This window comes from Nonlabens antarcticus (assembly GCF_015356755.1).
Lineage (GTDB): Bacteria > Bacteroidota > Bacteroidia > Flavobacteriales > Flavobacteriaceae > Nonlabens > Nonlabens antarcticus.
Genome location: NZ_JADFCO010000066.1, coordinates 478739 through 505008 on the forward strand (window position 1 = coordinate 478739; position 26270 = coordinate 505008).

General features: G+C 38.0%; 19 protein-coding genes. 10 read left to right on the plus strand and 9 right to left on the minus strand.

Annotated elements, in window-relative coordinates:
- Window positions 1-118: 118 nt before the first annotated feature.
- From IQ282_RS13205 to mnmE, 4 genes are all read right to left on the minus strand, one after another.
- Window positions 119-406 carry a helix-turn-helix domain-containing protein gene (locus IQ282_RS13205; protein ID WP_194852341.1) on the minus strand — a complete coding sequence of 96 codons (288 nt, stop codon included), beginning with the start codon at window positions 404-406 and terminating at the stop codon, window positions 119-121.
- Window positions 407-570: 164 nt separating this feature from the next.
- Window positions 571-2088 carry a hypothetical protein gene (locus IQ282_RS13210; protein ID WP_194852342.1) on the minus strand — a complete coding sequence of 506 codons (1518 nt, stop codon included), beginning with the start codon at window positions 2086-2088 and terminating at the stop codon, window positions 571-573.
- Window positions 2081-3220: a site-specific integrase gene (locus IQ282_RS13215; protein ID WP_194852343.1), complete on the minus strand. Its 1140-nt coding sequence runs from the start codon at window positions 3218-3220 to the stop codon at window positions 2081-2083. Before IQ282_RS13215 ends, IQ282_RS13210 begins: the two co-directional genes overlap by 8 nt.
- A 171-nt stretch (window positions 3221-3391) precedes the next feature.
- On the minus strand, window positions 3392-4849 hold the full coding sequence (gene mnmE / locus IQ282_RS13220; protein ID WP_194852344.1) for a tRNA uridine-5-carboxymethylaminomethyl(34) synthesis GTPase MnmE: 1458 nt from the start codon (window positions 4847-4849) through the stop codon (window positions 3392-3394).
- Between the two features lie 125 nt (window positions 4850-4974).
- Here mnmE and IQ282_RS13225 point away from each other — a divergent pair, with 125 nt between their 5' ends.
- Window positions 4975-7440, plus strand: a complete 2466-nt coding sequence (locus IQ282_RS13225) for a S9 family peptidase (RefSeq protein ID WP_194852345.1) — start codon at window positions 4975-4977, stop codon at window positions 7438-7440.
- 878 nt (window positions 7441-8318) lie between these two features.
- The gene (locus IQ282_RS13230) at window positions 8319-8747 is read left to right on the plus strand and encodes a DUF4268 domain-containing protein (protein ID WP_194852346.1); all 429 of its coding nucleotides are present in this window, start codon (window positions 8319-8321) and stop codon (window positions 8745-8747) included.
- 321 nt (window positions 8748-9068) lie between these two features.
- Here the strand turns inward: IQ282_RS13230 and IQ282_RS13235 are convergent, their stop codons facing one another.
- Entirely contained in the window at window positions 9069-9434 is a 366-nt protein-coding gene (locus IQ282_RS13235; RefSeq protein WP_194852347.1) for an Hpt domain-containing protein, read from the minus strand.
- 19 nt (window positions 9435-9453) lie between these two features.
- Window positions 9454-10992 carry a YifB family Mg chelatase-like AAA ATPase gene (locus IQ282_RS13240; RefSeq protein WP_194852348.1) on the minus strand — a complete coding sequence of 513 codons (1539 nt, stop codon included), beginning with the start codon at window positions 10990-10992 and terminating at the stop codon, window positions 9454-9456.
- 770 nt (window positions 10993-11762) lie between these two features.
- Between IQ282_RS13240 and IQ282_RS13245 the strand changes: the two genes are divergently transcribed.
- A complete protein-coding gene (locus IQ282_RS13245) occupies window positions 11763-12332 on the plus strand; it encodes a nitroreductase family protein (RefSeq protein ID WP_194852349.1) in 570 nt (189 codons plus the stop codon).
- Between the two features lie 140 nt (window positions 12333-12472).
- Window positions 12473-14395 (plus strand): DEAD/DEAH box helicase, encoded by a 1923-nt coding sequence (locus IQ282_RS13250; RefSeq protein WP_228547336.1) that lies wholly within the window; start codon window positions 12473-12475, stop codon window positions 14393-14395.
- Between the two features lie 254 nt (window positions 14396-14649).
- On the opposite strand, the gene IQ282_RS13255 is transcribed toward IQ282_RS13250, so the two are convergent.
- The gene (locus tag IQ282_RS13255) at window positions 14650-16629 is read right to left on the minus strand and encodes an endonuclease (protein WP_194852351.1); all 1980 of its coding nucleotides are present in this window, start codon (window positions 16627-16629) and stop codon (window positions 14650-14652) included.
- A 126-nt stretch (window positions 16630-16755) separates the two neighbouring features.
- Between IQ282_RS13255 and IQ282_RS13260 the strand changes: the two genes are divergently transcribed.
- Window positions 16756-17937, plus strand: a complete 1182-nt coding sequence (locus IQ282_RS13260; RefSeq protein WP_194852352.1) for a DUF3095 family protein — start codon at window positions 16756-16758, stop codon at window positions 17935-17937.
- Window positions 17938-18289: 352 nt separating this feature from the next.
- Here the strand turns inward: IQ282_RS13260 and IQ282_RS13265 are convergent, their stop codons facing one another.
- Window positions 18290-19738: a glyceraldehyde-3-phosphate dehydrogenase gene (locus IQ282_RS13265; protein WP_194852353.1), complete on the minus strand. Its 1449-nt coding sequence runs from the start codon at window positions 19736-19738 to the stop codon at window positions 18290-18292.
- A gap of 264 nt (window positions 19739-20002) precedes the next feature.
- Window positions 20003-21403: a trypsin-like peptidase domain-containing protein gene (locus IQ282_RS13270; RefSeq protein WP_194852354.1), complete on the minus strand. Its 1401-nt coding sequence runs from the start codon at window positions 21401-21403 to the stop codon at window positions 20003-20005.
- 114 nt (window positions 21404-21517) lie between these two features.
- Between IQ282_RS13270 and dapF the strand changes: the two genes are divergently transcribed.
- The 5 genes from dapF to IQ282_RS13295 all read left to right on the plus strand — a co-directional run bounded on the left by dapF (window position 21518) and on the right by IQ282_RS13295 (window position 25923).
- Window positions 21518-22300: a diaminopimelate epimerase gene (dapF, locus tag IQ282_RS13275; RefSeq protein WP_194852355.1), complete on the plus strand. Its 783-nt coding sequence runs from the start codon at window positions 21518-21520 to the stop codon at window positions 22298-22300.
- Entirely contained in the window at window positions 22297-22818 is a 522-nt protein-coding gene (locus tag IQ282_RS13280; protein ID WP_194852356.1) for a GNAT family N-acetyltransferase, read from the plus strand. The genes dapF and IQ282_RS13280 overlap by 4 nt, the downstream gene beginning before the upstream one ends.
- Window positions 22811-23857, plus strand: a complete 1047-nt coding sequence (gene mltG, locus IQ282_RS13285; protein WP_194852357.1) for an endolytic transglycosylase MltG — start codon at window positions 22811-22813, stop codon at window positions 23855-23857. The genes IQ282_RS13280 and mltG overlap by 8 nt, the downstream gene beginning before the upstream one ends.
- A 257-nt stretch (window positions 23858-24114) precedes the next feature.
- A complete protein-coding gene (locus IQ282_RS13290; protein WP_194852358.1) occupies window positions 24115-24774 on the plus strand; it encodes a peptidoglycan-binding protein LysM in 660 nt (219 codons plus the stop codon).
- A gap of 366 nt (window positions 24775-25140) precedes the next feature.
- On the plus strand, window positions 25141-25923 hold the full coding sequence (locus IQ282_RS13295) for an Fpg/Nei family DNA glycosylase (protein ID WP_194852359.1): 783 nt from the start codon (window positions 25141-25143) through the stop codon (window positions 25921-25923).
- Window positions 25924-26270 lie beyond the last annotated feature (347 nt).

Sequence of the window (26270 nt, forward strand, 5' to 3'; positions counted from 1 at the left end):
AGTTTACAGGAAAGGAGATTATTCAAAAGAATAAATATTCATCTGACGCATTAACTTCAGTTAAATCAGCTTTACCTCATAAACCTTAGAACCTTTCAAGGTCTCTACTGTATCTTTATTAGGAGCCTTTCTTATTGAGTATATAACTGGAGGCTTCGGATGCTAATTGCTGTGAAGACTTAACACCATTAGTAAGCATCCATTCTTCGATTTCCTTTTTACTGAAATACAGGACCTTGCCCATAGGTTTGTAAAAGGGTATCTGCCTTTTTGAAGTTAAAGTGTAGATGTACTTTTTTGAAAGTCCCGTAAAACTTGAGACTTCATCAGCTGTTAATACTGCTTTATTATTGCATAAAGCATCTTCAATTCTATTTAATTGATCTTTTAATTCTAAATCGTTCATTGATCTTTATTTTGAGATTAATGAACAAGGCCTTGTTCTTTTTGTTCTGTTAACGGAAGTAAACCTATCTCAAAAAGAACTTACAGCGAATTATCTCTCTAATTTGATAAAAATTAAATATAAAACACTGTACTTCAATTGAATATAATGTATGTAGTTTTACCTCAAGATAAAATGAGTTCTGATTGAGGATCAAGTATTGCATCATTTACATCAGACTGTTTATTATCTCTTACTTTTTCAAAACTCTTTTTAAGGTTTGATGCACTAAAACCTAGTTGAAAGTCGTGTTTGAACATCAAAGCAAAAGAATGATGGACGTCTTCAGCAGACTTGTATTCAATTTTTTGGTTTGCTATCATCATACCAATAGCCTTTCGAAGCTTGTTTTTAACTTGTCCAGAGAAATTGATCAGATATTTATCGGTTGAATGATCGAACAAGTAATTTACTTCCTCGAAAGGTTCGTCCGATTGCTTGGTAAAATTTATAACCAGTAACTCTATCCTTTCGAGCATCTTCTTTTTGACTTCTTTAGGAGCAGATACTTTTGAATAGTGAATCAATATATTTTGAAATATCTCAATCATATCCTCTTTTGAAAAATTATCACTTAATTTTAAGGGCTTAAAATTATCGACTATTATAGGGTTGAAATAGTCTTTTCGAAAATTAGAAATCCATTTAATTAGTGAACCATTTTCAAATAATAAATAGTCTAAGTTGGGTTCGAAATCATCAATTTCTTCTTTGTACAATACAGAATCCCTAGGATCTTTTACGTCTGGGTCTAGGATAGGGAGCCAATTTTCATTAAACCATCGCTTACTTTCAATTGTATCTCCAGAGTATTCCGGTTCATCACTCAAATAGTCATAAAAAGTGTAAGAAACCTGGAATCTATATAGGAACGGTTGATAAAAGGCCTTGTCCAATTCGAGCAGTTGTACGACTTCTTTCTTCCTGTTTGATAATTCTTCTTTGCTTTCAGCTTTTTTAAAGTAGGAGGCATATCGCTTTAACCACTCTTCAAATGTTAAACAGTACAGAAAGCATCTTTCAAATTTTAAATTGCTAAAATTTAAGGGTTTTGATAAATTAAATAATCGAAAATTATTGATCATTTCATTTTTTACATCTGAATATTGACTTAAGAAGTGATTGTCACTAAGCTCGCTCTCAAAATAGAATGCAATTGATTTTAATTTAGGAACAATGTCTTCATCATTTTTGCGAGTGTGAATATTGTTTTCATCTAAAATGGAGTTTATATCGTTTTCATGGAACAAAATCTCATGTCCGATAGTAGCAATTATTTTTTCCTTAATCTCGATTAACTTTTGCCAGCTACTGAAGTAATTAAGTGTATTATCTAATTTATCAACAGGGTCAAAAATGCTTTTTCTTGGAAAAGGTTTTCTATGATTTAGACCTTCAGTTATGTAATACTCTTCGCCAATAGCTGAATCGTAATCATAGTGTAAAATTTTGAAGAATAAATTAAGTTTATCTTCCGTAAGATCTTTGGATATAATAACCGAGTGAACCACATTTAGAAACTGGTACTCACTTAGACTGCCTAGACTATCTTTTATTTTTTCTAAATCTTTAGTCGAGGAGCTTTTGCTGATTCTTTTCATCACTTGTCGAACCGTTTTAGTAATAGTATAATCTTTATCCATTGTTAGATATATTTAATTCAGGTATAAGCTCTGCAGCCTCTTTCATTTTTTCATCAATGATCTTAGCGTAAATCTCTGTAGTTCGTAGCTCCCGATGCCCTAATCTTTTAGATACCGTGTAGATGTCAGCGCCCATAGTCAGTAAGAGTAAAGCATTGGTATGTCTAGCGCTATGAAATGTGATGTGTTTCGGGATACCAGCTCGTATACACCATTTTAATAATTCAGCGTTGTAGGTTGCACTGTATTTAAGCCCTTTGAAGACTTTATCAAACTCACCTCGTCGAATTCCCATGAGATCTCTTGATTGCTGGCTTATCGGTAAATATTCCATTCCCTTCGTTTTCTGCTGGCGAAAATTAACTTTACAACCATTAGGTTCGTCTCTCACTTCATACCATTTTAGTTTATCAATATCGGACCACCTCAATCCTGACAAGCAAGAAACCAAGAATGCATTTTTTAATTGTAGATACTTACAGTAAGTACGAGCTAATTTCTCTAATTCATCCATCGTTAAATATTCACGATTAGATTCTGCCATTTCAAAAGACTTCGCAGCTTTTCGTAGGTCTTTGTCTAAAAAATTTTCTTCGAATGCCCGGCGTAAACAAGCTTTAAATTTGTTGTAATATGTATGTTTGGTGTTCTGAGATAAACGAGTATGGGATTTTGTTTCAGCGGTTTGATCCAAATACCTCCTAAAACCTCTAACAAAATCCTCATTTACGTCTTCAAATGTATAATGGCTAGGACAGTATCGTTCTAAATGTAATCCGGCAGCATCCCAGTTGTCATAGTTACCTTTACTCTCGAATCTTTCTTCTTTGAGCTTCGTATAGTACTCAAGGAAGTTTGTATTTTTCTTTCTAGTGTTTGCGATTTTATACTTCCCTTGAAGATGTTCCGACTTTCGAATAGATAGGATATTGTGAGCTAACTCTAGATTTTCTTTATTTTGATTTTGAAGCTTTCTTTCCTTCGAACTGTGATCTAGATAGAGGTTAAGATATTCAAATGATCTTCTATGTTTTCTCTTTCCAGATTCATCTATAAGAGACCCGTTATAGTATTCAATAAATAAGCTCTCTCTAGAATTTTTAAGTTTTTTACCTTTAAGCGTAATCTTCATATTAAGTGTACTTTGTACACCTTATGGATAATTATCCAATAGTAGATGTACTAATGAGGTACTAAATGTAGTACCATCATTAAACATACACAACTAAAGTTATAAATAATTATCTGTAAATCAGTTGTTTGTTCGTTTTAATGCTGCTTTGATTCTTGTTGTTTCCCCTCTTTACTTCCCAATACAAAACTGACTAAAAATATTCCCCAGTAATTCATCATTAGTAATTTCTCCAGTAATCAATCCCAAAGATTCTGCTGTTGCTTTAATGTCGATAGCTAGAAACTCACTGGAAATATCGTTCTCGATTCCTTGCTGTACTTCTAGTAATGAACTATATGCTTTTTGTAAAGCATCATAATGTCTCGCATTACTCACGATACTATCATCTGCGCTCAGGGCGCCGCTCTGGAAACTGGCGACGAGGGCATCTTTCATTTCTTCCACACCAGTGCCCAGTTTAGCGCTTAGTGATATCACTATAGTTTCTGGCGAGCGTTTATGGATCTGCTTGGTGATTTCTGCATGTTCAAGTCCCGTGATCTCATCTAATTTATTCAATACAACAATCACAGGTTTGTCTGGAAATTTCTCTTTTAGTATCTGGATACGCATCAAACAATCAGCGATTGGGTTAATGGATTTTAACTGGGTAGCATCCAGTAGATACAAAATCAATCTAGATTGCTCTGCTTTTGAATAGCTGCGCTGGATCCCCATGGATTCAATGGTATCCGTCGTCTCGCGTATTCCTGCGGTATCAATAAACCTAAAACGGATTCCCTTAATATTAATCTCGTCTTCTATACTGTCGCGCGTGGTACCTGCAATCTCACTTACAATCGCTTTTTCCTCATTCAATAAGGAATTAAGAAGGGTGGATTTGCCCACGTTAGGCTCACCTACAATCGCAATCGGAATTCCAGATTTAAGAACATTTCCTAAAGCGAAGGAGTCAATCAGTTTCCGCAGTGTTTGTTGGCTTTCTGAAAGCAACCTTTTAAGATCATCCCGATTTGCAAACTCCACATCCTCTTCACCGAAATCCAATTCCAGCTCAATCATACTTGCAAAATTGAGCAGCTGTTTTCTCAAATCCTGCAGCTCTGTAGAGAAACCACCGCGCATTTGTTGTAATGCGATTTGATGTGCAGTTTGACTTTCACTAGCGATGAGGTCTGCGACTGCTTCGGCCTGAGAAAGATCCATTTTCGCATTTAAAAATGCCTGTAAGGTAAACTCTCCAGCTTGCGCCATACGAGCGCCTTTGCGCAAGCACAACCCTATAATTTCTTGTTGTATATAAATAGACCCATGACATGAAATCTCTACCACATCCTCGCCGGTGTAAGATCTGGGCTCATTAAACCTTGTTAATAGAACTTGATCCACAATTCTATCTCCATCATAAACGTGTCCCAGTGTCACCGTATTTGCTTTTAATCGTGCATAATTCTGTGGAGATGGTTTTGATTTTGCTTCGAGATTGACCTCATCCTTCTGATGAATGACAGGCATAAATATAGCAGCGGCAATAGTATGAGAATCAGAGCCAGATAAGCGAATTACGGCAATAGCTCCTGATCCTGCGGGTGTTGCGAGTGCAACGATGGTATCATTTTTAAACATATTCAAAGGTACATCATGAACTTTAAATCCCGCTTATGCATCCTAGAACTGTGAAGCAATACTAGGGTAAACTCTTTCAATATCGCTGTAGTGCGCTTATCTTTAAAGACCTAAAAATGCCAACTATGAAGAATTTAAGAATTGTTGCAGCAGCTTTTGTGATGTTCGCTTTCGCGAAAGCGTACTCTCAAGAAAATCTGACCTATCAGCAACCATCAGAAGAAATTATGAAGCTTGTGGACTATGACCGCCCTCCCACAGCGCTCATTGATAATGAAGCCAATAATATGGTGTTGCTATACCGTGACACCTATAAATCCATCGAGGATCTTTCTGAAGAGGAATTGCGTCTGGGAGGTTTGCGCATCAATCCAAAAACGAACATAGGAAGTCGCACCACATTTTATGATAAGATCGCAGTACAAAAAGTGGGTTCTAAGGAAATGCGCCCAGTTACTGGATTGCCTGCAAATCCTAAGTTGGCAAATATAAACTGGTCGCCAGACGACTCCATGATTGCGATGACCCATACCACTACAAATGGTACTGAAGTCTGGGTTCTCGATGTGGAAAATGCAACAGCTACTAAACTGACGGATGCCACAGTAAATGCTAATATGGGGAATCCGCTAGACTGGTTTAAGGATGGGAAATCATTATTAGTTAAAATGCTATCAGACGACCGTCAACCTTTAGTGGATACCAGTGTTGAGGTTCCTACCGGACCGACCATCTCTACCAGTGATGGATCTAAAGCCCAAAACAGAACCTATCAGGATCTTCTAAAAAACCCATCTGACGAGCATAATTTTGAGCAGTTAGCATTAAGCAAGTTGGTTAAGGTTAATCTCGATGGCACCGCGTCAAACTATTTATCTGGAGCTATGTATACAGGAGTTTCTATGTCGCCAGACGGTTCCCACGTGATGATTTCAAAGTTACAAAAGCCTTTCTCTTACATTGTAACTTACGGTAGGTTTCCAGAACAATCTTACGTTTACACTAGCGCTGGAAAATTAGTCGCTCAAGTAAATGATGTACCATTAATTGAAGAAATGCCACAAGGTTTTATGGCAGAGCGAGAAGGAAAACGCAACTTGTCATGGAGGGCAGACAAGCCTCACACTTTAATGTTTGCAACAGCACTTGATAAGGGAGATCCAGAAATAGATGTTCCTTTTAGAGACGCCGTGTATTCTTGGGAAGCACCTTTCAATGAGGGAACTCAAACCGAGTTGCTAAAAACGAAAGACCGTTTTTCAGGAATAACATTTGGAGATAATAATACCGCTATTGCTAATGATTACTGGTGGAACACCAGAAACACGAGAACTTATGTTTTTGATCCCAGCGATGCATCTATAAAGCCAAAAGTAATTTTTGATCGCAGTTATCAAGATGTATATTCTGATCCTGGAAGTTTTGTGACTGAGGAAAATGAGTACGGAAGAAGTATATTGAAACTAGATGGAGATAACGCATTCCTGATGGGAGATGGTTTTTCTGATAAGGGACAATTTCCATTTATTGATAAAATGAATTTAGAAACAGTTTCCACAAAACGCGTTTATGAATCGGCTTATACGGATAAGAAAGAAACGCTTGTGGAAGCGCTTGATATGGATAAAGGAACCGTTTTGGTTCGTGTGGAAGGTCCCACAGAGTTCCCAAATTATTATATCCGGAATATCAATAAAAAGAACAAGTTAGATCAAATCAGCTTTTTTGAAAATCCGTTTTCAGGACTGCAGAACGTTCATAAGGAGTTAATTACCTACAAACGTGATGACGGTGTTGATTTGAGTGCCACTTTATACCTGCCACCAAATTACGATAAGAAGAAAAAGGAAAAATTACCAATGTTAGTCTGGGCATATCCACGCGAATTCAAAGATGCAAGTAGTGCTGGTCAGAACACTCAAAACCCTAATGAATTCATTTACCCTAGCTATGGTAGTTTTGTTTATTGGGTAATGAAAGGATATGCAGTATTAGACGATGCAGCGTTTCCTATAATAGGAGAAGGTGATACAGAGCCTAATGATACATTTATCAAACAGTTAGTGGCTAACGGTAAGGCTGCCATTGATGCGGTTGATGATATGGGGTATATCGATAGAAATAGAGTAGGAGTAGGAGGGCACAGTTATGGTGCGTTTATGACCGCAAACTTGCTGGCACACTCTGATTTATTTGCTGCAGGAATCGCAAGGTCTGGAGCTTATAATAGAACCTTAACACCTTTTGGTTTTCAAAGCGAAGAGCGCAATTACTGGGAAGCCCCAGAAGTTTACAACACCATGTCTCCGTTTATGAATGCCGAAAAAATAAATGAACCCATTCTATTAGTTCACGGTCAAGCAGACAACAACAGTGGCACATACCCGTTACAAAGTGAGCGTTACTTCAACGCACTTAAAGGTTTAGGAGCAACTTCAAGACTGGTAATGTTACCTAAGGAAAGTCATGGTTATGCTGCCAAAGAATCTATTCTGCATGTACTGTGGGAGCAAGATCAGTGGCTGGATAAGTATGTAAAGAACAAACCTAAAAAGAATGAGATGACTCAAGATACTAAAATAAAAGGCTAAGTTGTTCCTTCAAATTATTATCAAAAGCGATTCTGAAAGGAATCGCTTTTTTTGTGGTGGGATTTTGAAACTCCACATACTGAATTGTCGAAGATCCACAAATTGAGGAACGAGGATGAGCTAAAAGAATTCAGTAAAACAAATTCTTTGATTTATTAATTATCTGGTTCGAGCAAAAGTCTAGTATGAGCGAGTCGCTCCACAGAGTGTTACTTTCAAATCGCAACTAATCATTTCTCGACTATCGCTCGAAACAGGATACAACATCTGTTTTTCTTTAGTAGAAACGGTTCGAGCAACTCTTGAGAATGAACAAGTCGCTCTTTAGTGTATACTTTAAAATTGCAACTACCCTTTTCTCGACTCTCGCTCGAAACCGGATACGATATTTTGTTTTACTAAATACAGCCGGTTCGAGCGAAAGTTGAACGAGTCGCTTTTACAAATGATCAACACCTATAGAAATCTGCACAGCAATTTTGTAGCGAAAATTGAAGCGGTTGAAGTGTTAAGAAAAAAATGTAGATCAATAAGCGATGAGCTGTAATCTGCTCAAATTTTTAAAAAACAGAATTTTGATGTTACCAAAAGTTTTTTCTTTTCCTTTAATGCAGGCCTTGATAATTTTAGACAGGTGTGTAACGTCCTAGCCTTTTTGGTCCAAGAAAAAAAATAATCTTAAACTTTAACTTGAAACAGGATATGAACCCTAAACTAATAAAGCGCAGCGATAGATAAGCCGGTCAGTCCTCAAGCTATCTTTGTCACTGATATTGTAAACTAATAGAAACAGGTACTGGTAAATCTGATCTCAAATCTTATACTGGTTTTACTAATTGGATTTTGAATTGCACACTTCCTCAGCATATCTTTACAGGATGTACACAAAGGAAGAATCAAAGCAGATACGTCAGGATTTCTGGACGTTTTTCGGTAAGCGTTACCATCGCAAATGGACACTTTATGACACAAAAATTAGAGATGTCAACCTCAAGTTTTCTATGGAATCTACAAGAGCAATCGTATCCATCGATATGGAACATGATGACGATCTAATCAGACAATACTACTTTGAAAAATTGATTAGTTTAAAGTCTGTTTTAAAAGATGCGGTCTCTACCGAGGTTATTTTTGATGATTGCTATGAGTTGGAATCAGGCAAAGTTATTTCACGAGTGTACATCTACAAAGAACTGGTCAAAATCACTAGAAAAACCGATTGGCCAGAAACCTACGCGTTTTTCCATGAGAACATGGACAAGTTGGAATCCTTCTTTTGGGAATACAAAGATTATATCGAGGACTAAAAGATATCCCCTATTGACAAGCGATTAAATGATGAGCGACCATTGACAAATGATTTCTCCTGTTTTCTGCGGCAACTTTCATGACAAGAGAGATAAGACATTTTATTAAGGTTATTTTGAATAATACCTCAGTTAATTCTGTTCCGATAACTTCAGTCTTATGTCCTAAGTCAGCAAGGTAAGAGCGTAGCGATTACCACGCCTGTCTTTCGTCAATGACTTTATTTCGAAATTTTGTAATGTAATAATGATAATTTTATTTTAGCTCACAGCTCACAGCTCACAGCTCACAGCTCACAGCTCAAAATTGACCACTAATTACTATTTACTTTTCTTCAAATGTTTAATAGTTCGCATTATGAGTTTCAGTCCTTCTGGATACATAGCTTTAAATTTTTCAAAAAGTGCTGGAATCTCGTCTAGTTCTTCCTTGCGTTTTGCTCGATCTTCAATTTCTTGCAGTAATAAGGTTTCCTCCTCCATTCCTATCATGCGATAACTACTCTTCACCTTGTGAGCCAGCAATCCTGAGGCGTAAAAATCATTGATATCCATTTTATTTTGGAGATCATCATAATCATTGGGAACCTCTATCATAAACATCTCAAGCACTGCGATAAAAGTATCCGGATCATCACCGAAGGACTCTCTCAACTGCTCTAGTTCTAAAATGTCGTTTTTACTCATAGTCGTAATCTTTAATAAGTTATCCCAGCCATCCATCACGATCGAGACTGCGGTATTGAATTGCTTCAGCGATATGTGTTCCTGTAACGATGTCACTTGCTTCTAAGTCTGCAATAGTACGAGAAACCTTTAAAATTCTATCATAGGCACGAGCACTTAAATTTAGTCGTTCCATAGCACTTTTCAACAATTCTTTGCTCGCATCGTCTAGTGCACAATATTTTCGTATTTCCTTTGTGCCCATTTGTGCGTTATAATGGGTTTTTTCGCTTTCGCGAAAGCGTTCTGTTTGAAGGTCTCGTGCTGCAGTCACACGTTTCCTAATTACATTTGACTTTTCTGCAAGACGTTCTTCTGTTAGTTTTTCAAAAGGTACCGGTGTTACTTCAATATGTATATCAATCCTGTCCAGTAATGGCCCAGAAACCTTGCTTAAATATCGTTGCATTTCCGCTGGACTGCTTTGAACTGGTGCATTGGGATCGTTGAAATAGCCACTGGGACTGGGATTCATACTGGCAACCAGCATGAAACTAGATGGATAGGTAATGGTGAATTTTGCACGAGAAATGGTGACCTCGCGATCCTCTAGAGGCTGTCGCATCACTTCCAAAACACCACGTTTAAATTCGGGCAACTCATCGAGAAATAAAACCCCATTGTGACTGAGCGAGATCTCACCCGGTTGCGGATAAGCACCGCCGCCGACCAAGGCAACATCGCTTATAGTGTGATGCGGACTGCGGAAAGGTCGCTGTGCCATAAGTCCAGCCTTTTCGAGCGTTCGACCCGCGACGCTGTGGATCTTTGTGGTTTCTAGCGCTTCTTGCAATGTCATGGGCGGTAGGATGGAAGGAAGTCTTTTTGCCAGCATAGTTTTACCAGATCCTGGTGGTCCTATCAAAATGATATTGTGACCGCCGGCAGCGGCAATTTCCATACATCGTTTTATAGACTCTTGTCCTTTGACATCAGAAAAATCAAATTCAGGATGTTCTAGAGCTTGAAAAAATTCATCTCTGGTATCAACAATGGTTTCTTCCAGCTCTTTTCCGTCGTTGAAAAATTCAATCACTTGCGAGATATTATCAACTCCATAAACACATAGATTATCTACAATACCCGCTTCACGCGCGTTCTGACTGGGAAGAATAAACCCTTTAAATCCCTCTTCTCGAGCCTTTATAGCAATAGGTAATGCTCCTTTAATAGGTTGTAGGGTTCCGTCTAAAGAAACTTCTCCCATGATCACATAGTTCTCAAGCTCATCAGCTTTTATAAGATTAGCAGAAACCATGATTCCTATGGCAATGGGAAGGTCATAAGCACTACCTTCCTTACGTAAATCTGCAGGTGAAAGATTGATAATGAGTTTTTTACCAGGCATTTTATAGCCTACGTTTGATAAAGCAGCGGCAATTCTAAAAGAACTTTCACTTATAGCTTTATCTGGAAGTCCTACCAGGTGATAGCCTATTCCTGTCGCCGCGTTTACTTCAACTGTAATTGTTTGAGCTTCAACACCAAAAACGGCACTACCATAGACTTTAGTCAACATTCTTAATTTGTTTTGATTAAATGTAAGTTAAAAAGGAGAGAGTAGCGGTGTTCTCTTCATTAATAGGTTGTACGGTCCCTTTCCCACGATTTTAGTCTAGATTGTAGAAGTTGATAATTCTACTTGAATTTTTAACAGGTGACCTGTTTAAAAGATTAAAGTGTTGTGAAACAATTATTTATAATTTTAAAGTTTGTACATTTTTATTATCTAATTGATAATCTGCTTATATTTAAATGATATTTATATGATTTAACTTGACCCAACCTAACTTCAAGATCATCATCCTCATAAACCTTATGGTTTTTACCCTAGGAAATTTTATCATGTATGTAACTTTCAAAGATGGCTCTAGACTTGATTTAATGAATGTCATTTTTGGTTCAGCAATTTTTAGTGTGTGTCATTTCATTGTTTGTATTAATACAGGCCTAATCTCTAGATTGCGTTTACACGTGGCGTTTGAGAGTTGCGCGTGGTTTTGGTCTACAACTATGGTTTCATTTCTGAGCCTCATTTATTTGTTTTTACTAAATTATTTGGGTTGATTTACAAAATAATCGTTTTTGCGCTAGCCCAATTGCGCCATTGCAAGGCACAGTTTCATAGAATTTTCATGTTATACAATCTAAATTATTCATGACGGTGGTGACATCTGTTTCCGGAATATGAAAATAAGCTGACTTGGATTCAGTTTTATTTATGAAAAGATCCATTGATTCTTAATAATTTCGCTTTCGCGAAAGCGAGGACCACCTTATCTTTAAAACATGCATACACTACTTCAAAAGATTCAACAAAGACGTTCCATTTTTCCAAAGGATTATACGGGAGGTGAAATTAAGACTGCGGATATGGATCAAATTCTGGAAGCAGGCCGATGGGCGCCCACACACAAAAAAACACAGCCCTGGAAATATAAAGTAGTTCAAGGCGATGGCTTACAAAGGTTGGGCGATTTTATGACAGCGCAATATGTCAAAGATTCTGGAAAACCAGAGAGCTTCAAATCCAGAAAACTAGCTGAGAAAATGCAACAGTCATCTGCGGTAATTTTGATATTTATGAGCCGGCAGCCCAAGGAATCTATTCCAGAATGGGAAGAAATTGCAGCGGTTTCCATGAGTGTTCAAAACATGTGGTTAACGGCACACGATCTGGGCTACGGCTGCTACTGGAGCTCACCTAAATCCTTTGCAAAAATGTCAGATTTCAATGATATTAATGTCGATAGCAATGATCAATTCCTAGGTTTCCTATACATGGGAACGGTAGATTCACAGCCTAAAGAACTTCCTGAACGTAAATCACCGGCTGATTTTGTAGAGTTTATTAATTAAGCCAGGCTTGTTGTATAGTTCATGCTTCGCTCAATTTTATTTGAAATCTTGCCGTTTTACATACTGATTACCAAAAAGTTAATGATTTATTTTTTCATGAATATTAATTGTATTTTTGCAAAATAATTAAATACTGTTATTTGAAAAATTTTGAAGCCTTAGGGCTCTCACAGCCGTTACTAGACGGCCTCGCTGAAATGGGTTTTGAAAACCCAACTGAGATTCAGCAACAGTCCATTCCCCTTTTATTGCAACATCACAAAGACTTTATAGGTCTAGCGCAAACCGGTACGGGAAAAACTGCTGCTTTTGGTTTACCCTTATTGGATCTTATAGATATTAATTCAAAAGAAACGCAAGCGTTGATTTTGGCACCTACTCGTGAACTGGCCCAGCAAATCTGTGGTCAGATGGAACAAATGTCCTCTAAACTGGGCAAAGTAAATGTTGTTCCTGTTTTTGGTGGTGCTAATATTATGAACCAGATACGTGATATACGTCGTGGTGCTCAAATTGTCGTGGCAACGCCGGGACGTTTGATGGATCTTATGAAACGTAAGGAAGTGAATCTGAATTCTCTTAAATATATGGTTCTCGATGAAGCAGATGAAATGCTTAACATGGGATTCAAGGAGGATATTGATTTTATTCTTTCTAAAAGTGATGGCGGTCGTAAAATCTGGTTATTCTCTGCTACTATGGCAAGAGAGATCAAACGTATTGTTGACACTTACATGGTCGATCCAGAAGAGGTACGCATTAACCAAGAAAACATAGTAAACACAAATATTGAACATAAATCTGTTCAATTGAAGGCATCTGATAAGATTGAGGCTTTACGTCGCTATCTTGATTATGATGCAGACATGTTCGGTGTTGTGTTTTGTCGCACGAAGCGTGATACACAACAAGTTGCAGATGAGTTGAATAACAATGGTTATGCAACGGAAGCTTTACACGGTGATATGTCTCAGGCGCAACGCGACTCGGCCATGAAGCGATTCCGCAACAAGAACTTAAAATTATTGATCGCAACAGATGTTGCTGCTCGTGGTATAGATGTAGATGACATTACACACGTAATTCACTTTGCATTACCAGACGATCCAGAATTTTACGCCCACCGTTCAGGTCGTACTGCTCGAGCTGGAAAAACGGGAGTTTCTCTAGCATTGATCACAAAAGGAGACGTTAGAAAACTAAAATACATAGCCAGCAAGCTTGGAATTAGCTTTGAGGCTGGTGAAGTTCCTGCCTTAGAGGCAATCACAGAAAAGCGTATCGCAAGATGGTCTGAGAATCTTAAGCAACAAGAAGTTAGTCCTAAGATTAGTGAAGAATTGATGTCGAGCGTTATTGAGCAATTTGAAGAACTTTCTAAGGAAGATTTAATAGGAAGACTTCTTACTAAAGAATTCAACAGCATCTACAAGCGCAATTCCATTAAAGATGTTAATGACCGTTCTAAGAGTCGTGACGATGGTCGCGAGGAACGTGGCGGTCGTCGTGAGCGTGGTCGTACTAATGATCGAGGTAAGGAAGAAGGAATGAAAACCTACTTCATTAATCTAGGACGTAAAGATAACATCAATAAAGGCGCTCTTTTAGGCTACGTATGTGATGTTACAGGAATTAGTGGGAATGATATAGGACGTATTGTTCTTGATGGAGCACATTCTTTTATGGATGTTAAGGAAGAAGTTGCGTCACAGATGTTAAAGGTGAACGGAACACAGCGCGATGGTCGTGAATTGAGAGTTGATGAGCATCACGGGAAAGTTACAGAATCTAGAGATGGCGGCGAGAGAAGCGGTGGTTTCAAAGGAAGACGTAATGATTCTGGAGGCGGTTATAAAGGTCGCAAATCAGATGGTGATTCAGGTGGCGGTTACAAAGGTCGTCGATCTGATAGTGATTCCTCATCAGCACCACGTTCTGGAGGGTTTAAAGGTAGAAGTACAAAATCAACAGACAGCTCATCGTCAAAGGATCGCTCTTCTTCATCAAAATCTGATAAAGGTGGGTCTGGAAGATCTAAGTTTTTTGGTAAGAAATGGGACTAATTTAATGTCGAGTTACAAGCTCAGCTAATTAGAAGTCATTTTATTATATTTAATTCCCGTTCAAATCTGATTTGAACGGGAATTTTTTGTTTTAGAAATATGATTATAATTCGTTAATGCACGATTTTAATAAAAACAATCATACTTATTTGCAACAGATGAATCCCAAAAAAAAATATCAAAATTCTCAAACGATCTTGACTTCAGTTTTGTATTGAACTTCAACCTTCTATTCAGTAATTATAACATGGGACTTAATTAACTACGATGGTTTTTACCGTAGTTCCCAGCTTTGTCTTTATCTGTAAAAGATAGATTCCCGCAATAAGTTTGTGCTCGATTTTTATATCGTGAGACAGGATTTGATGTAAAACGAGCTTTCCTTGTGCATCATAAATTTTAATATCTGTAGGATCAATAATATGAGCAAATTGTAAAAAATCTGTAGACGGATTCGGGAATACAATTATCCTACTGTTTTTCTGATCTTCAATGGAAAGCGTATAGGTTTCTCCCGCTTTATTACCCCATATAAACTCCGCGAGCTCTGGATCATCAATAAAAGGGTTCCTATTGCGTTGCCATTCATAAATGACATTATTCCTGTTCATTTCAAAATCATCGGGTGGGTCTTGACGATGCCATTCTAATAATGTTTCCAGATCACCTATCAATCCTAGCTTTGGATCTGGATCCCCATTCACCACTTGCAGTCCATTATAACGTAGCGTCATATAGAAAACAGATCGTGCCACATCACCATGCCAGCTTCCCTGACTGTCTTCTGGACCGTCATATTGAGTTGAACCTAATCCAAAGTTTTTGTTACTCCTACTCGAGTTTGTCCTGGAATCAGCGGCTCTTAAATGGTGTGCATCACTATTACCGTGTCTTAAACTATCGACACTAGTTTCTACCCACACATCTATTCCATCAGCGATCTCGTCTTCTTCGATATCAAAGTAGCCACCTCGAGATCTAGGGAAAACATGTTCTCTGTTCCATTTGTCTTTAGAAATACTGCTATTTTGAAATTTTACATCCCGTCGCTCTTTTTCATTGTAGAGCAGCCATACTTTGTTGGAATTCGCTGGACTGGCGTCCGCATCTTTTAAAATGGTGGTTATGTCAGCATAAGTATGTTCTCTGACCACTCCAGTTTCTGCAATTATGATAGTTATGGCTTTCTCTAATTCTGGTGATGCAAGGTTATTCAATGAAATATAATATTCTTTAGGCTGCGTGCTTTCAACAATTCCAAATGTAGGTGCTAGCGGATTCCCATAACTGGCGACCTTAAAATCGTTATCAATTACTAGATATTCAACTTTGTCTTTCAATCTTTTATACCCTGTGGGTAAATTATTTCCCAGATTCACTCTTAAAGATTCATCGCCTTCATCGACAATATCATCTGTAATATTAAAATCGAGTTGTTGTGTAGATTCTCCTGCAGCAATAAAAATACTTGTGGTTCCCGTGAAATCTGCGGTATTAAAACCCTCATTCTTTAAATCAAAATTTACATAAAGGTTTTGTGGGGCAGCTTTTGTAAGCGTAAACGTCAAACTAAATAAATCACCCTCATTTAAATCTCCCATAGGATTTATTGAAAAATCCAGCCCTATGTAACTCGGTTCCGTGGCGTCGTTTAATGAGTGTGGAGTAGGCTTTTTAGAAACGTATGTCCCATCTGGTTTGAGTTGTAATGAATTGGTGTTGTTTGGCGATCCTTCATTATATTGAACTGTTTCACCTAGAAGATCTAATAAATCTGTAGCGTCGTCGTCATTAGTTCCATAAACCAAGGCATCAATGAGATTATTTTGGTTTGCAAATGTAAATTCCGGAAAATCGCTGGGCTCACCTAGATAAATGGCTACCGCATCACCACCGTTTTGAAAGGTGTTTCCATCTTTCATTAATAATCGATCTACTGCTGGACTCACTTTTGAACTGCCTAAAACGACAAGTCCATTACTATCAGTGGTCAATCCATCCAGATCTTCCACATAGTAACTGCGACCCATTCCCGTTGTATAAGACCCAGAGCCGTTGAATAGAACCATAATGTATCCATCTAAAGATTCAAACGGAGATTGCGTTTTTAACTCTATAAACTCCTCAAAATCTGTGCTGGGCGTATCTGCATCTAGTTCGTTTATAATTACTTGGGAGTTCGCTTTCGCGAAAGCGAAAAAAACAATCATAATACTGCATAAAATTCGTTTCATGATTATTTTTTATCGAGATTCATAAAAGTAGACTTCTCACAAGGGATGAAACAAATCTGACCGTTTATTATAAAAACTTTCTATCAGAGCACCACTTTATAGGATTCTATCTGCGTATGTTTGATTATGACTTCAGATCGATCCACGCATTTCTATAGTGATCTACATACATACACCGGTTCTCTACAGAAAATTTATAAAGATCCGAATCATTTTTGTGCGGTTCCTGAAAACTGGAACATCGTTGTTACAGATGTTGAAAACTCAACTATTGCGGTGCGTGATGGAAAACAGCAAGAAGTAAATCTGGCCGCAACTGGCAGTATCGTTGCCTGTTTGAACATTTCTAGAAAAGCGGGAGTAGAGATTCCGTTTTTTTTTGGTGGTGATGGCGCCACGTTATTAATTCCAGATCTAATATTAAAGGATTGTTTGCATGCTTTGAAACTGCATCAAGAACGTTGTTATACGTCCTTTGGATTTTTTCTGCGAGTAGGTTACCGTATGGTTAGTTCTATGATTGAAAAAGGTTGCCAACTCCATATTTCTAAATTCAAAAGGAATGCATTCCACGTCATGCCTCTCATTCAAGGTGATGCGTTACAAAGAGCCGAAAAAGAGATAAAAGCAGAGGAACCCCAGGATCTGGGATTGACAGAGTTGAAAACACAACTTCTTAATCTGGAGGGAATGGAATGTAAATGGGATAAAATAGAACCTCCACAAGAAAGGAATGAGATTATATCGCTGATTATTAATTGCACAGATATTTCACAGCAGCATACAATATATGCCGCTATTTTAAATGAAATGGATAACATTTATGGGGAAGATGAAATTAGAAACCCAGTTTCCTTAAAGCGTTTGAAAATGGTGAACAGTTTAAGCCAACTCAAAAACGAGGTAAAAGTAAAATATGCGAAGTCTGGATTAAGGCAATTGTTAAGTGCCGCTGCACGGACCTTATTTGGCAAGTTTTATATTCATTTAACCGAAAAGGGTCGCAATTATCTTAACGAATTAATTCAATTAACAGAAGTGTTGTTGCTTGATGGATCTATAAATACTGTTATTACCGGGAATAAAAATCAACGTCATCAGCTTTTTGAAATGCTAGATCATATGGAGCGTAATCTTCAAATAAACTATGGGTTCTATGCCAGTGAAAAGAGTGTATTATCTTGTTATGTAACCGCGCTGGATGATTATCACATTCATTTCCTAGATGGAGAGAATGGTGGCTACACGCAGGCCAGTAAGGTTTTAAAGAAAAAATTAGCTTTGATTAATTCACGAGGTTCATATTAGCCAACTCGTGATTTTAGGAAAATAAACAAAGTTTACAATTACTGGAAATTAAGATATGATCGTATTTTAAAGACCTATTTTTTTATGGTTTTGTTTCTAAAATTTTTTTTCTGCGACGTTTAAAAATGTGATTTTTTTTTATGAAAGGTATTTCGTTTTTCTTACTTAAGTGCTGCTTTTTTTTATTCAGAAGATATAGTAAACCCATAATTTTACCGGACTGTCAACGGTAGCTCAATTACAGTGAGAATACCCGTGTAAATAATAGAGCCGCCTTTCTCAAGACGGCTCTATCTTAAAACTCTAGGAGATTTCATGAAAGCATTTACTCTGTTCCTAGAACTTCTGTTTTTTAATAATAAGTATATCGACGGACTTTGGCGATGTATTTTGCAAGACGTATTACCTGATGGCTGTAACCATACTCATTGTCGTACCAGACATAAAGGACCACTTTTTTTCCGTCCGGACTAACGATGGTAGCATTTGAGTCATAAATGGAAGGAGCGTTAGAACCCACGATATCTGTAGACACTAGCTCGTTATCAATGCTGTATTTGATTTGCTCTACTAAATCACCTTCCAATGCATATTTTTTCATGGTGGAATTCAGCGCATCAATACTGGTAGAATTTTCTAGCTCGAGATTTAAAATTGCCAGTGATCCATTAGGAACTGGAACTCGTATAGCATTTGATGTCAACTTTCCTTCAAAAGATGGAAGTGCCTTACTTACAGCTTTTCCTGCTCCTGTTTCTGTAATAACCATATTTAAAGCTGCAGCACGACCACGACGGTACTTGCTGTGCATATTATCAACTAAATTTTGATCATTTGTATAAGCATGGATGGTCTCTAAATGGCCACTCACCACTCCAAAACTATCTTCTACCGCTTTCAAAACTGGCGTTATGGCATTTGTGGTACAACTCGCTGCTGAGAATATATCCACAAGATCAGGATCATGTTCTTTATGGTTGACGCCATGAACGATATTAGGAATTCCCTTTCCTGGTGCCGTCAAAAGTACTTTATGTGCACCTGGCGCTTTTAAATGTCTTTTCAAGGCCTCGTCATCTCTGAAAGCACCTGTATTATCAATAATCAGGGCATTGTGGATACCGTAGCTGGTATAATCAATGTCTTCAGGAGCGTTTGCGCTGATCATCTTTACCGTAGTACCATTTATAATTAGGGATTCTTGTTCTAAATCATAACCTACTGTTCCAGCAAAATCTCCATGTACAGAGTCTTGATGTAGGAGCGAGGCTCTTTTTTCCAAAACACTTTCTGTAATTGCACCACGAGTCACAATAGCTCGCAGGCGCAGCTGACTTCCTTTTCCAGCCTTAGACATCAATTCCCTCGCCAGCAATCTACCAATACGTCCGAAACCATATAAAACTACATCTTTAGGAACGATGTTGTCGGAAGATTTAGCGTCGCTTAGTTTTTTAGAAACAAAAGCTGTCGCTTCCTGCAATTCATTATCTTCTAAATGGTATTCATAAGTCAATTTCCCTATATCCAACTTAGATGGAGGTAAATCCAGCGAAAGAATGGCTTGTGCAATTTCTACACTATCAAAAATAGAAATAGGCTTTTGAACGAAGGCACCAGCATATTCATGTAAATTGATGATTTCACTTACATTGCGATCGATCAACTGATTTCTAAACAGCACTAATTCTATGGACTTATCATACCATAAGTCGCTAACGACTTTAATAAAAGCAACCGCTGCGCGCCTGCGATCTGTTTGAAATGCAAGTTCCTTTTCGTAGGTATCTACCTGGCTCATTTTTTAATTATTTAGCTTTTGCAAAAATAGGCTACTCCATCGTTTTCGTAAAATATGGAAGTGCTTTTTTATGAAGTAATTAAAGGTAATGAAGCGTTTTTTGGTAAAGGATGTGTAGACTTTCAAAAAGCCGATTCTAGTATAAAAATAAACCCAATGTAAAACGCTTGCGTTTTACATTGGGTTTATTTTTCAGTATCACGTATTAACTTCACCTAACAGGAAAGAAGGAGTCTTAATTCCGTAGTATGAATATGGTAAGATCTAATCGGCAATAAGCCTCAAGCGCTCCACTTCGCCTTTAGTGTTCTTCAATTCTACTATGACGCTTTCGTTCGCAGATATTTTCTGCATGAGACTGCGCACATCTTCCACATTTCTAACTCCTCTATCATTAATTTTTGTAATAACATAACCACTCATATCATACCTGGCTAGATTGCCATTCGTTTTTACGATGCGCACACCACTACTTACCTTAAATAAGCGTTTTTCAGAAGAATCTAAATCTCTAAGATCCATTTCAAGTGCTGGAAAGGTTACCGTAGAATTTTTGGTAATCTCAATGGAAAGTGATTTTTCAGTTCCCTCGCGTAAAATAGTTGCCGTGACCAGATCGCCTGGATTTTTACTTCCTATGTACCCAGTAAGTTCAGAAAAAGATTTCATGCGAACACCGTTAATGTCGGTAATGATGTCTCCTTTGCGCAATCCAGCTTTATCGGCGCCACTATCTTTAACAACGTCGCTTATATAAATTCCTTCGCTGCTGCTTAAGCCCATTTCCGTCGCCACGCGACCATTAAGATCAGAGCCAGAAATTCCTAACATTCCCTTCTGTACAAAACCAAATTCCATCAAATCCTGAATAACCTTACGAGCATTATTAGATGGAACTGCAAACGAGTACCCAGCAAAAGATCCAGTAGGTGACTGTATCGCAGTATTGATTCCTACTAATTCGCCACGAGTGTTCACTAGCGCTCCACCAGAATTGCCAGGATTCACGGCAGCATCAGTTTGTATAAAACTTTGTGGTGTGGCATCGCGGACATCAAGATCCCTGCCTTTGGCACTAATGATTCCCGCAGTAACCGTACTTGTCAAATTAAACGGGTTTCCTACAGCAAGAACCCATTCTCCTATTTTGAGCTGGTCAGAATCGCCAAAAGCTACAAATGGCAAATCACCATCAGCATCAATTTTCAATAATGCAATGTCTGAGGAAGGTTCTGTTCCTATAAGCTTCGCTTTGTAGGTCCGGTTGTCGTTTAACGTAACTTCTAGAGCTCGTGAATTATCAATGACGTGATTATTAGTGACGATGTAGCCATCTTTGGTAATAATAACACCACTACCAGATCCTACTGCTTGACGCAGTGGCACACGTCCTTGCATTAAATCGCGCATGGAAGGATTTCCCCTAGATACCGTTAAATTCTTAACGTGAACAACCGCGTGTACGGTCTTTTCTGCTGCCTCTGTAAAATCGACACCAGTTATGGAGGTACTGCCTTCATAGCTTACAGGTGTTGCAGGAGTAAAAGATTCTGTAGCAACGGTTAGTTGGGATTCGGGTTGGTCTTCAATAAAGACCTTGTAAGATCCCAATACGATGGTGCCGCCTAAGACTGCAGCTCCCATGGTTTTAAGTATTGATTTCATAAATTAGGATTTTGTATTTTTAAACTTCTTAAAATAAAATTCATTGTTCATTAGTGGTGCATTAACCCGTATTTAACAAGCGGTAGTTATTTGCGTTACTCTTACATTTGTAGCATGCAAGCGATTCCGTTTTATAAATATCAAGGTACAGGCAACGACTTTATTGTTATTGATGATCGTCAAGAGCAATTCTTCAAAAAAGATACCAAACTTATACAGAGACTCTGTGATCGAAAATTCGGCATCGGTGCTGATGGATTGATACTCCTACGTAACCATAGACTCCATAACTTCACAATGGTTTATTTCAATGCTGATGGAAATCAGAGCAGCATGTGTGGTAACGGTGGACGTTGTATTGTAAGTTTTGCTAAATATCTAGGAATCGTTGCAGATAGTGCCACTTTTGAAGCCATTGATGGTTTGCATGAGGCAAAATTATTTGATAATAATCAAGTAAGTCTTCAAATGAAAAATATGGATTCTCTTCAAATGTTTGACGGCCATGTTTTCATGGACACAGGTTCCCCACATCATGTGGAGCTGACAGATAACGTCGATCATGTAGATGTTTATAGTCAGGGAAGGTATTTGCGCAATGAATTGTATGGAAAAGAAGGAGCTAATATTAATTTTGTCCAGCCAGTGACAGGAACAACCTTTAAGGTTAGAACCTATGAACGCGGTGTAGAAAATGAAACTTTAAGTTGTGGGACTGGTGTCACAGCTGTAGCGCTCGCGATGCATAAAACAGGTCAAACACAAGCTCATGAAGTAACATTAGAAACTCCTGGAGGGAACCTTAAGGTTAGTTTTGAGCCTGTAGCCCAGGGATATAAAAACATCTGGCTTACTGGACCGGCCACACTAGTCTTTAAAGGAATTATTGAAGCATGATTTTACAAACAGATACTTGCAAACTGCGTGCTGTAGATCCTGAAGATCTGGACTACATCTATGAGTTAGAAAATAACCCTGCATTATGGGATGTGGGCCACACATTAACGCCTTATTCAAAATTTACCATAAGAGAGTATCTTGAAAATGCACACCGCGATATTTATGAAGTAAAGCAATTGCGTCTGGCAATCTGTAAAAAAGACGACACCATTGTGGGGGTTGTTGATTTATATGACTTCGATCCATTTCATAAGCGCGCTGGTGTAGGTATTGTGATTCCGCAGGATCTGGATCGTTCTAAAGGTTATGCCAGTGCAGGATTACAAATGATGATTGACTATAGCTTCAATAGGTTGCGATTGCATCAGTTGTATGCAGGAATTGCTGCAGATAATGTAACTAGTAGAAGATTGTTTGAGAAGTTCCGCTTTCGCGAAAGCGGAATAAAATCAGAATGGATTGCTACAAAAGAAGGTTTTACAGATGAAATTATGTACCAACTAATAAATGAATAATTACAAGAAAATTTTACTGGGACTCGTATTGATCGGTCTAGTAGTCATGGCAGTTTTTGCCTACCAAGTTTACGGCACATTTTTCACCGCTAACACAAATTTTGAAACAGAAACCTACGAAATTCTGATTCCTACAGATGCAGATTATGATGTTGCCTTCATGGCAATCGCAGCAAGTGTAAAGGATCGAGATGCTTTCCATGAGACAGCGGTGCGAAAGGGTTACAATGCAAATGTAAAGTCTGGACGTTTTCTTTTAAAGCAAGGAATGTCAAATAATGACATCATCAATGCCGTTCGTTCCAGAAATATACCGCTCAATGTACGATTCAATAATCAAGAGCGATTAGAAGATCTTGCTGGTCGAATTGCCACCCAGATTGAAGCGGACAGCACATCCTTGATGGAAGTAATGCGTGATTCAACCTTTTTGAAAAAGAACGGTTTCACGCAAGAAAATGCTTTGTCAATGTATCTACCTAATCAATATGAGTTTTACTGGAACAGCAGTGCAACCACTTTTAGAGACCGCATGTTTCAGGGATACAAAAGTTTCTGGAATGAATCCAGATTAAAAAAGGCAAAAAAAATTGAGCTGAGTCCCCAACAGGTTTCTGTGCTTGCATCGATAGTTCACAAAGAAACGGCCAAAGTGGATGAGCGTCCTAAAGTTGCGGGAGTTTACATGAACCGTTTAAATACCGGGATGAGGTTGGAAGCAGACCCTACAGTAATTTACTCTAAAAAACTGCTGGATGGCAACTTTGATCAAGTGATAAAGCGAGTTTTGTTTAAGGATCTGGAACTGGATAGCAGGTATAATACTTATAAATATACGGGACTACCGCCTGGACCTATTGTATCTCCAGATTTAAGCGCGATTGATGCCGTTCTTAATTATGAAAAGCACGACTACTTTTTCTTTGTAGCAGATGTGCAAAACTTTGGATACCACAAATTTGCGAAGAATCTTGCCCAACATAACGCAAATGCGGCAGAATATAGAAGATGGATTCAGGCTCAAAATGTAAAGCGATAGTTGAAATCTAACGTTTTCGATCATTTTGATATTTTTCATTTGTAGGAATTTACATCGTTTTTATAATGTTTTCTTAAAGAGTTGTGCCATTTTTAAGTTTTGTCAATGTACTGTTTATCATTGGTGAGCGCATTTTATGGCCACTCAAAATAGCCTAAGTTGCTGTTTAACAAACTTTTGTGCGCTAACATGAACTATGTCGTAAATTTGCACCGCTTTTAGAAAAGAGTGACAGCAACTTTTCGAAATAGGTATCTATGAGAACACACTTTGTAAACTTTCTAGCTTATCCAGTAGTTTTGATCGCAGGATTTTTTGTCTTTAAAAAGGATAACTTGAGTAACGAGAGTATTGCTGAACATCAAATGTCACAAATGACGTTTCTATCCAGCGCTGAACCTATCTTCTATGGTCCACACCAGGAAGATTTCAAAACCTACACCCAGGACTTGAGATTTTATTCTCTTGCCACTTCTAGACCAGATTCGTTCATTTCCTTTAGAGAGGCGCTTGCTTTTAAAGAAAGCCAGGGAAAATACGGTATTGTGAATTCGCTAGGTTATTTGGGCAAGTACCAGTTTGGTATGACGACCCTGCGACATTTTGGGGTTAATGATTCAATGACATTTCTACAGTCTCCGAAATTACAGGAGCGCATTTTTGTAAAGAATTTGCGATACAACCACAATCTTCTAGAAGATTACATTGCTAAGTACGACGGTCAAAAGATAGGCGGTATTCAAGTAACTGAAAGTGGTATTCTAGCTGCAGCGCATTTAAGCGGTGTAGGTGGAGTCAAAAAATATTTAAGAACAAACGGCGCCGGTCGCAGCCGTGACGCTTATGGAAGTTCTGTAAGAGGTTATATGAAAAAGTTTGGGGGCTATGATTTGAGCAAAGTCATCAAGAAGGCATAATCTTTTTTAGTTTATCATTCAAAACCCAGCTTTTTAAGCTGGGTTTTTTTGTGGTTGTGTTTTACGAGGTTAATAAGGTGATTGAGGTATAATGATTCCGTTGTAATTATAGTTTCATGTAACGTATGACCTACTCTTTGAATATTTAAAAGGTTCCCCTTAAACTAAAGTATTTTTTAAGGAGAGACAGTTTTGATACGTTTATAATATTATCTGATAAGAAAAAAATGAACATAAAAATATGTTTAAATGTATTAGGTAATATTCTGATAGGTGATTGACGTCGCGCTAATTCAGAAAATAATAACAGATCTACATTATTCAAACTTTATCTTTAACATTAATACACTAAATTAAGATAATAGAATGCCAGAGTTACCAGAAGTCCACGGCTACAAAGTCTACATCGACAGCACTTGTTTACATACAAAGATAACCGCTATTGATTGCCGTGATAACCGCTTGTTCAAACAACCGGCAGCCAATTTTGAAAAAGCCCTATTAGGTAAAGAGCTTTCCAAAACGGTTCGCATAGGCAAATACCTTTTTATAGAAACCACTGGCGACAAGATCTTGGTGCTTCATTTTGGGATGACTGGTCGGCCTAATTATTACAAGTCAGTTGAGGATCGGCCTAAGTTTGGGCATATTGTTTTGACATTCGATAACGGATTTCATTTTGCTTTTGAGAACAAGAGGAAATTTGGTTGGTGGGATTTAGTTGACTCTATTGAGGACTATAAAAAAGAGCACAATTTAAGTGATGATGCTCGCGATTTGAGCATAGAAGATTTTAAAACGTCTCTAGCAACCCGTAAAACGGATATCAAAAAAGTACTGCTGGATCAAAGCGTATGTGCCGGTGTAGGTAACTGGATGGCAGATGAGATTTTGTACCAGGCTAAAATGCATCCTAAAACGAAGGTCGAATCAATGGATAACGATGACATTAATATTGTATTTGATGCTATGAAAAAGGTCATTGAAGTCGCTATTGAAAACGAAGCCCATTATGATGATTTCCCAAAAGATTTCTTAATGCATTTTAGAAAAGAAGGAGAAAAATGCTTTCATACAGATGGAAAAATAGAAAAGATCAAGCTAGGTGGAAGAGCCACCTACTTCTCTCCTGAATGGCAGAAAATGTGAACTAATAACAACCCGTTCGTTCACGACTGTCGCTCGAACCGGCTGTTTTTCTGGAAGGCGAAAATCTCATATCCTGTTTCGACCGTAAGTCGAGAAAAGGGTAGTTGAAGATCTGAATGGGACTTTGTGAAAGCGACTCGCTCGTTCTCGACTCTCGCTCGAACCGGCTGTTTTCTGGAAGGCGAGAATCTCATATTCTGTTTCGAGCGAAAGTCGAGAAAAGGGTAGTTGAGAAATTGCTTGGATGTTTGCGAAAACGACTCTCGCTCATTCTCGACTCTCGCTCGAATCGGCTGTTTTTTCGGAATATGAAAATGTTATATCCTGTTTTTGTTGGTTCCAAGAAA